At 31.5% G+C, this 6,677-nt stretch carries 5 protein-coding genes and 1 pseudogene; 3 read left to right on the top strand and 3 right to left on the bottom strand.

From position 1 onward, the window contains the following. Window positions 1-145 precede the first annotated feature (145 nt). Window positions 146-1,384, top strand: coding sequence for a site-specific integrase (locus tag ABEG11_RS17775; RefSeq protein ID WP_348825531.1), 1,239 nt, complete (start codon window positions 146-148; stop codon window positions 1,382-1,384). Window positions 1,385-1,481: 97 nt separating this feature from the next. Here the strand turns inward: ABEG11_RS17775 and ABEG11_RS17770 are convergent, their stop codons facing one another. After that, a complete protein-coding gene (locus tag ABEG11_RS17770; RefSeq protein ID WP_348825530.1) occupies window positions 1,482-4,235 on the bottom strand; it encodes an HNH endonuclease in 2,754 nt (917 codons plus the stop codon). 84 nt (window positions 4,236-4,319) lie between these two features. Here ABEG11_RS17770 and ABEG11_RS17765 point away from each other — a divergent pair. Next, window positions 4,320-4,544: pseudogene (locus tag ABEG11_RS17765) on the top strand (tyrosine-type recombinase/integrase); the annotation flags it as partial. Between the two features lie 87 nt (window positions 4,545-4,631). Continuing rightward, window positions 4,632-4,985, top strand: a complete 354-nt coding sequence (locus tag ABEG11_RS17760; protein ID WP_348825529.1) for a hypothetical protein — start codon at window positions 4,632-4,634, stop codon at window positions 4,983-4,985. A gap of 20 nt (window positions 4,986-5,005) precedes the next feature. Here the strand turns inward: ABEG11_RS17760 and ABEG11_RS17755 are convergent, their stop codons facing one another. Beyond that, complete coding sequence (locus tag ABEG11_RS17755) at window positions 5,006-6,238, bottom strand: hypothetical protein (protein WP_348825528.1); 1,233 nt, start codon at window positions 6,236-6,238, stop codon at window positions 5,006-5,008. Next, window positions 6,235-6,675 carry a Rieske (2Fe-2S) protein gene (locus tag ABEG11_RS17750; protein WP_348825527.1) on the bottom strand — a complete coding sequence of 147 codons (441 nt, stop codon included), beginning with the start codon at window positions 6,673-6,675 and terminating at the stop codon, window positions 6,235-6,237. Before ABEG11_RS17750 ends, ABEG11_RS17755 begins: the two co-directional genes overlap by 4 nt. Between the last annotated feature and the right edge of the window lie 2 nt (window positions 6,676-6,677).

Genomic DNA, 6,677 nt, shown 5'->3' with positions numbered 1-6,677 from the left:
GGAGTCATATATAATTCTTAGACTACAAATTTCTGATTTTATTTTGACATTCCTCCCCAGGTTTTGTTCTTGATCCAAAATATGTACATCTTGTTTGTAATTATTAGAAATTTTAAATTTAATAATAACTAAAAGGTTACCACTTATGAACACTACAGTATCAGTTCTCTTTTACATAAAGAGATCAAAAGCCAACAATGAAGGTATCTGCCCCATTTATGCAAGAGTAACAATCCAAGCCAAACGATTTGAGTTTAGTACAAACAAGTATGTAAATCCTGAAAGATGGTCTTCTGAAGGTACTAAAGTTAAGGGTACTAATGAAGAAGCTAGAACAATAAATAGCCATCTTGATTATTTGAAAAATCAAGTTTTGGAAGCTGAAAAAAGATTATTCAAAAAAGACATCAAAGTTACTTCTGAAAATTTGAAGAATGAATTGTTTGAAGCCAATGAAACCAAACGAATGCTAATTCCAATCTTCCAAGATCACAATAACAAAATAAAAGAATTGGTTGGCAAAGAATATGCTCCAGGAACATTAGAACGTTATAAAACTTCGTTGAGTCATACCATTGAGTTTCTACAGTGGAAATATAAAGTTTCAGATATCGAGATAAACAAAATAGATCATGCCTTTGTAACTGACTACGAATTTTGGCTAAGAAGTGTTCGGAATTGTGCGAATAACACAGCGGTTAAATATATTAAGAACTTCAATAAGATAATTAAACTTTGTCTGGCCAATGACTGGTTAGACAAAAATCCGTTTGCAAATTATAAATCGAAAGTCAAAGAAGTAGAACGGGTTTATTTATCTGAAGACGAAATTCAAAGTATCATTAATAAAGATTTAAAAACAGAGAGATTATCCTTAGTACGTGATATCTTTCTTTTTAGCTGTTTTACAGGCTTGGCATACATTGATGTCAAAAACTTAACAAAGTCGCATATAAGCATTGGTATTGATGGCGAGAAATGGATATTTACCCACAGGCAGAAAACTGAATCCGCTTCTAAAATTCCAATCCTTCCGATAACCCAAATGATTATCGATAAATACGAAGACCATCCACAGAGCAATAATCAGGAAAGATTACTTCCCATTTTGAGCAATCAGAAAATGAATGCCTATTTAAAAGAAATAGCGGGCGTTTGCGAGATTGAAAAAGAATTAACCTTCCACATTGCCCGTCATACTTTTGCAACCACTGTAACGCTTACAAATGGCGTTCCTATTGAAAGTGTAAGTAAAATGCTTGGACATAAAAATCTCCGTACAACTCAGCATTACGCAAAGGTTTTGGACAGAAAAGTGAGTAATGATATGTTGTTGATCAAGAATAAGTTCACTCCTAAAAATCTAAACGTAAAAATAAGTTGAATTTTAAGCTTTCTTTAGGTAGTTAAGGCAAAAGAAAAATTACATATTTATTATTTATCATTACTATAAACATTGGCAGATGAATCAAATCAGGAAGTTAACATTCCTGACTTGATTCTTCTTCTCTTAAACTTATAAGGCTTTCAAGCATTAAATAATCATCTCCACTTTTATCAGCCTCAGTTAAGCTAGATTTTTCCTTATCTGATGGCTTCTTAAATTTTTTGCGTGCTTTAGGAACAGCTTTATTTAATTTTTTACAACTCTCTTTTCCAAGTTCATTATCCAGATTATAGAATGCTTGAAGTATATCTTCATGATCCTGTTTTTCTGTAAATCTCTGCATGGCATTTTCTACCATTGGTTGTAAAGCCTTAGCATATTGTTTTTTTGTTGAATCACTCCCGTAAGCAAGCTGATACATTATCACTCTGAATTCATGTAGATTTGCTTCATAATGCTTTTCAATATTACTTACAACTTTATTTAAGTCAAGTGAATCAACAAATTCCCTACTAAAGGTGTTTGTTCCATATTCCCCAAGCATTGAAATACTCAACAAACTTTCCCAATACCTTGGAGTAGCTTCTTCAAAATCTTTTTTTACTCTATTAAAGTCAACAGAATTGACTATCTCATTAACTTCTTTTTCAAAAAAAATCAATTCAGTCAACCCTGAGAAAAACATTTGAGGAAATCGAATTTCCTGTAAACTAGATCTTTTAATTTGCAAGCTGATTTTGTCAACAAAATATTTGAATTCACTTCTTTTGATGTTTCCTATGTACTTTCGATAAAAAGAAATCAAGTCAAATATCAAATCAATTTTTCCCTTTTCATTTCTCTCAATTATTCTTTGAAAATCTGTAAAATTTAATTTGCTTTGAAAATTTACAACCCATTCCAAATGCCCTGTAGAAATAGTATCAAATAACCATGGTAGATAATTAAATACTTCAACATCTGAATTTTTAATAAGTTCAGCAAACTTATCAGAATCAATTTTATCCATAATCGGTTTAATAACTTCTTTACAATGGTATTTCAATGTAGCTCCCATTTCGTTAAAATAGTACAGCGTACTTTTATCCCCATTATCAATCAAATCGGCTATTTTATCCGCCTTGTCTTTAAAAACCTCATTGGCAATTTTACTGTGTCCTGGCAATGTTGTAGTATGAAGGTGGCTTGCCAAAATTGACAATATTGGCAAACCATGCTTAATAGTTTCATTCGTTAAGCTCTTCCATTGATCTATAGTTAATGAAACAGACCATCTTTTAGTATAATCATTAGCTTGCCCATGTTTCAACCATGACCAAAGAATCATTATTTGTCTAGCTTTTGTAAAATCCTTAAACACTTCATCCAAAAGCTCAGAGCAACCCGTTCTATCTATCAAATAAGCAGTTTCGATAAATGATTTGGAAAACTCACGATGAACCGTTTTGAACTTGCCTCTGCTTTCAACTAAAATCCTTCTATCGCATAAATGATTTAACTCATCTTTTAGCCATTCCTTTGTTGGTGCGGATTGCTTTTTTAAGATACTATTTCGACTATACAACTCAATAATTTCATCAATACTGGAGCCCTCTTCAACTTTTGCAATCTGTTTAATAGAAATATAAAGTACAATTAAATCAAACCTGTCTTCAGCTTGAAGTTCTGCATACATTTTATTTATCCTCAATAATCCTCCACCTAACATAAAAATAAACTGCCACACCGTATCTGTACTCTTAGCATAACTTTCAACAACCCTTTTTAGATGCTGGTCAAAAACTCCATAACCAATTCTATCTCTGCCGTGATTATTGATTTCATTTTCAGTTAAGTAACTAATAATTTCTGTCTCACTTTCTAAAATAGCTGTAATTACCTCTTCGCGAAGTATAAGCCAACTAATATATTCAACGCAATTAGGAAAATGTTGTTCTAAATTACCCTCACTACTGAAAGAGTTCCTTGTGTTTACAAGAATTATTTTTTGCTCTTTTTTTGCAAATTGTAAAATACTTTCAATTTGTTCTGTTTTAAGTTTGGTATTTGCATCATCAATAATTAAAACTAGGGGCTTTTGTGCAAGTGTCAGAAATTGAGATATTTCTTTAGCAATTTCAACACTTGATTTGTCAGAAACAACATATTTAAATACTATAGCATCTTTAATGTGCCCGGCAATACCTTTTGCTAGAGTTGTTTTACCACTACCTGAACCGCCTGCAAGTATAAGTTTATTCTCTTTTTCAATAGTCATTAAACAATGATCAGATAAATATCCTTTTGCAAGCTGAAGACAAACAGATCCTTTAGGAGAAGAAAAAGAAAACACATCAGTAATATTTCCTTTTACAGAATAATCTATTATTTCAAATGCGCCAAACGGGAATGTAATTCCTTTTGTTTTGTACTCCTGTGCAATACTCCAAAGATTCTCCCAAGTTTTTTTAATAGCCTTTTGCTCTTCGATAGTTATCTTTTTTGCATGTATATTAGCATGGTCATTCGGACACACTAAAGCCAAATTATCTTCATCATTATTTCGACTCACATGATATTCATCTATATGATGTATGTGAAAAGGTCTTGTGGAAATGCCATCTGAACAGTAGCAACAAACCTCACCACTTTTTGATAAAATTGCATCCAGTACTTCATAAGATATAGGATCCCTTTTCGTTTTACTATATATCAAATCAGTTTCGTCATTTGTAAATCCAAGCTTTAAAAGAGCATATTTGCTCATAGGCTTTAGACTACTAAGATTCAATGATTTTGAATCAATCTTTTGAATCAAATCAGTGTCAAAACCTAGCTCTAATAATCTCTTTTCCGAATCTTTTCTCATAATATACATGTCATGCATTGTAAAGTTAAAAATCATTTATAAACTAACAATTAAAATCAAAATCAAGCGTTTATAAAAGATTTAGAATTAACCTTCCACATTGCCCGGCATACATTTGCAACAACTGTAACGCTCACAAATGGCGTTCCTATTGAAAGTGTAAGTAAAATGCTTGGTCATAAAAATTTGAGAACCACACAGCACTATGCGAAAGTTTTGGATAAAAAAGTAAGTGAGGATATGAAAATATTAAAGGAAAAATTTCATTCTATGAATTTGCCAAAAGAACTAAAAACAGTAAATAATTGAAATCGTATGTAATTTATAAAATTATTTTATTTTTACAGAATATACTTATGAATATGTTTTATATTGCAATAACTAAACTAAATAAAAATGCCCGATAACTTTTTCCCCGAATTAGATGTACTAAGAGAATTTATAGATAATAATAATCTACGTATAAATCATTCGAATATTCATTTAAAAAGTAAATGTAATTTTAGAACAGGAAGAAGAAACACGAATGTTTATAGTGATGTAATTATATCTTTTAATAATTATAACCGAGAATGTATAGTTATTATTTTTGAAGATTTTGATGTGAATTTTTATCCGACAGTTTTTTTAACACCATATCAAAATATAGATATAGACGTAGATGAGGAAGCTTTAATAATTAAAGGTTTTTTTCAAAATAAAAGATTGGGAAGATATAGAGTTACAATCTTCCCAGTAAACAAGAATTAATAATATAAAAACACTTATTCCTAAAAATAAGAAGAAATTCCCAAACTCATTCCGTCAGTTATTGCAGGCGGATTACCAAATATATCTCGCTGTTTTTGATAGCGATAATTAAAGCGAATGACTGTTTGAGAAGTTGGTCTAAAACTAATTGCAGGCATTATGCTCCAAAGATCTTCTCCTATATTCCCACCTGTTTCATTAAAAGTTCCGACATTCCAATCTACATATTCTAAACGGCAGGCAACATTCAGTACAGCATTTTCCCAACCTAAAATAGTTCTCTTCAAAATAGGTTGTACAATATCCATAAAACCTCCGTACTGCTTATTTCCAAATTGCTGAGAATAAGTTTCAGGAACATCAACATTGATCCAGGCAAATTCCGTTGTGATAAATGTTTTCGTTTTTGGAATCGTTGTATTAAAATCCAATGCAAATATAGAAACACGTCTTTTCACATCAATTACAATCCCATCCTCTTGAAACTTATTATAAATTCCTTTCATATAGGATATTCCTAACTCTCCTATTTTACTATTTCTAACTGCTAGCTTTCCTGTAAATAAAGGTTCACCGCTATTTATTTCTTCAAATCGTTCGGGATTTTTCTTTGCTTCGGGTAAAAATGTTTTGTTTTCGGCATTTTCAATTATTGAATCGTCAAAGTTTCCGGATAAATAAACCTCATAGCCAAACATCCAATCTTTAGAGTATTTTTTTCCAAACAACCCAGCCCCAGCATTGCTAAAGGTAGCCGGCAACATTTGAGTTGATGATATAGGTCGGTCTGTAAATTCCCATTTTGGTCCGTCGTGATTTTGATTAAAAGAACCTATTGGATTTAAAATTATTCCTGCTCTTAAATTAACCAACGGATGAAACTCTACATCAAGTGAAGCAAATTCTATGGCTATTTCTTTCCCTCCATCCTCGAATTCTATTTCACTCAAAAATTTTACTCGTTTGCTAATGGCTGATGACATAAAAATAGATAATCTTCTTGCTTGAAATTGATGTCCTTCTGAAATTCCATCCGTTGTCATTTTTTGCCAATTCATTTCTAAATAACCTCCAATTGATATTGGTGTTTTATTGATATTCAGCGCAGGTCTATTGTATAAAGCATCCATATTCAGGATGTTTTTCACAGTATCTTTTGGGATTCTTTTCAGTAAATTGGGATCAATTTGAGCAAAGGAAATTGTACTATACAGAAGTATAAAAAGGAATATATAAGTTGGTTTTAATCTCATTTCAGGGATATTTTTAAAATGTTGTTTTCAATTATTATTGGAAATTTTCTTAAGTCTTCATCTGCAGGTCCGCTTTCTAAAATACCTCTATTGCTAAATTCACTTCCGTGAGCAGAACACTGAAGTTTATCTCCAAAGACTTGTAATTCTGCTCCCTGATGAGTGCAAGCCATTAACACAGCAGTATAATCAGTAGCACCAAATCGATAGATACAAATAGGAGATTTTAATAACTCATTTTGGATAATGATATATTTCTTATAGGTTGTTTCTCGTTCCTTTTTAATTTCAAAATCAGAAATCGGAACTAAAATATCCGACCCTTTGATTTCCTTTGAATGAACTTGGGAAGAACTGCAACTTTGTAACAATGATGCGCCTGCCAATCCTGCAAGACAGCCAAAACCACAGGCTTTTAAAAATTCTTTTCTATTCATAA

The organism is Flavobacterium aestuarii, assembly GCF_040049115.1.
GTDB lineage: Bacteria > Bacteroidota > Bacteroidia > Flavobacteriales > Flavobacteriaceae > Flavobacterium > Flavobacterium aestuarii.
Note: the sequence above shows the minus strand (reverse complement) of the source record. Positions and strands in the feature narration are given on the sequence as shown.

Coding starts and splice junctions, on each gene's coding strand:
- ABEG11_RS17750 (WP_348825527.1), bottom strand. CDS start 6,675: ATGAATAGAAAAGAATTTTTAAAAGCCTGTGGTTTTGGCTGTCTTGCA.
- ABEG11_RS17770 (WP_348825530.1), bottom strand. CDS start 4,235: ATGAGAAAAGATTCGGAAAAGAGATTATTAGAGCTAGGTTTTGACACT.
- ABEG11_RS17775 (WP_348825531.1), top strand. CDS start 146: ATGAACACTACAGTATCAGTTCTCTTTTACATAAAGAGATCAAAAGCC.
- ABEG11_RS17760 (WP_348825529.1), top strand. CDS start 4,632: ATGCCCGATAACTTTTTCCCCGAATTAGATGTACTAAGAGAATTTATA.
- ABEG11_RS17755 (WP_348825528.1), bottom strand. CDS start 6,238: ATGAGATTAAAACCAACTTATATATTCCTTTTTATACTTCTGTATAGT.